Source organism: Candidatus Saccharimonadales bacterium (assembly GCA_035457485.1).
In the GTDB taxonomy this organism is placed as follows: Bacteria; Patescibacteriota; Saccharimonadia; order Saccharimonadales; family EFPC-124; genus DATIBO01.
This window is the reverse complement of record DATIBO010000002.1, coordinates 1-1256: the sequence shown is the minus strand read 5'-3', so window position 1 is coordinate 1256 and position 1256 is coordinate 1. Positions and strand designations below refer to the sequence as shown.

Sequence of the window (1256 nt, the reverse complement as noted above, 5' to 3'; positions counted from 1 at the left end):
CGTTTGCGCGATATTCGCAATCTCCATGATACCTTCAGAATTCAGATGTTTTTCTTTCGCCGATCAACTCAAGCACGCGCGCGAACTTGTCAAAGTCCTCACGCTTAGCTGTTCTGAGCTGATTCTCGCGAAAGAACGGAACGATCTTTTCTCTCAAATCCGCAAGCGAACGAACACAGAAGCGATAAAGATGCTCCCTGTGATTGTCGTTGCGCCGATTGATAAAGACCTTTCCACATTCGAAGAACTCTTTGAGATCATGCAATGCTCGCAAGCTCTTTTCACCTTGAGTTACGATGAACTCAGGGAAAACTTGCCAGCCCGTAGCTGTTGTTGCTTTCTGAATGGTTACTGAGAAGCAACCTTCTCCGTCAACAAAACCTACGATCCATCCGACTGTTCTTAGCCTTTCCTGCTGATTATCTGCACCCAACATATTGTCACTGCCTTTCTGGGGCGAGTAATGTGGGATACTCAGACTTTCCAGCATATAGCCAAGTTTGACTAAGGCTGCATTCGATCAACCTTAGGACCGTTATAGTTACGGCCGCCATTCACTGGGGCTTCGATTCGTAGCTTCACCTTGCGGCTGACCACTCCTCTTAACCTTCCAGCATTGGGCAGGCGTCAGCCCCCATACGTCGTCTTCACGACTTTGCGGAGACCTGTGTTTTTAGTAAACAGTCGCCTGGGACATTTCTCTGCGACCATCCCGGAGGATGGCACCCCTTTTCCCGAAGTTACGGGGCTAGTTTGCCGAGTTCCTGAACGAGAGTTCTCACAAGCGCCTTAGGATTCTCACCCCACCTACCTGTGTCGGTTTGCGGTACGGTCACGTCGCGTGTATAGCTGAACGAGAATTTTCTTGGCAGCTGGGGTCAGCGACTTTTTTCGGGTTTAACCCCTACTTTCGTCCCTACCTTTACCCTGATGCCGCCCGGATTTACCAAAGCGGCGGGCTATGGTGAGTTCAACGGCACATCCATCGGCCGTCTCGCCTACCCTACTGCGTCCTCCCACAGCACACGTTAGTGGTTCCGGAATATTAACCGGATTTCCATCGACTACGCCTTTCGGCCTCGCCTTAGGTACCGACTAACCCTGAGCAGATTAACTTTACTCAGGAAACCTTAGGTTTACGGCGCGCGGGGTTCTCACCCGCGTTATCGCTACTTATGCCGACAGAGTCTTTTCCGATCGCTCCAACGGCCCTTTCGGTACCGCTTCACAGCTACGGAATGCTCGCCTACCATCCA

The 1256-nt window shown here is 51.3% G+C and carries 1 protein-coding gene and 1 rRNA gene; both read right to left on the bottom strand.

The features are described 5' to 3' along the window. Positions 1-34: 34 nt before the first annotated feature. On the bottom strand, positions 35-436 hold the full coding sequence (locus VLA77_00030) for an LAGLIDADG family homing endonuclease (GenBank protein ID HSE28968.1): 402 nt from the start codon (positions 434-436) through the stop codon (positions 35-37). Beyond that, positions 437-1256: ribosomal RNA gene (locus tag VLA77_00025) — 23S ribosomal RNA — on the bottom strand; the annotation flags it as partial. It lies immediately after the preceding gene.

Coding starts and splice junctions, on each gene's coding strand:
- VLA77_00030 (HSE28968.1), bottom strand. CDS start 436: ATGTTGGGTGCAGATAATCAGCAGGAAAGGCTAAGAACAGTCGGATGG.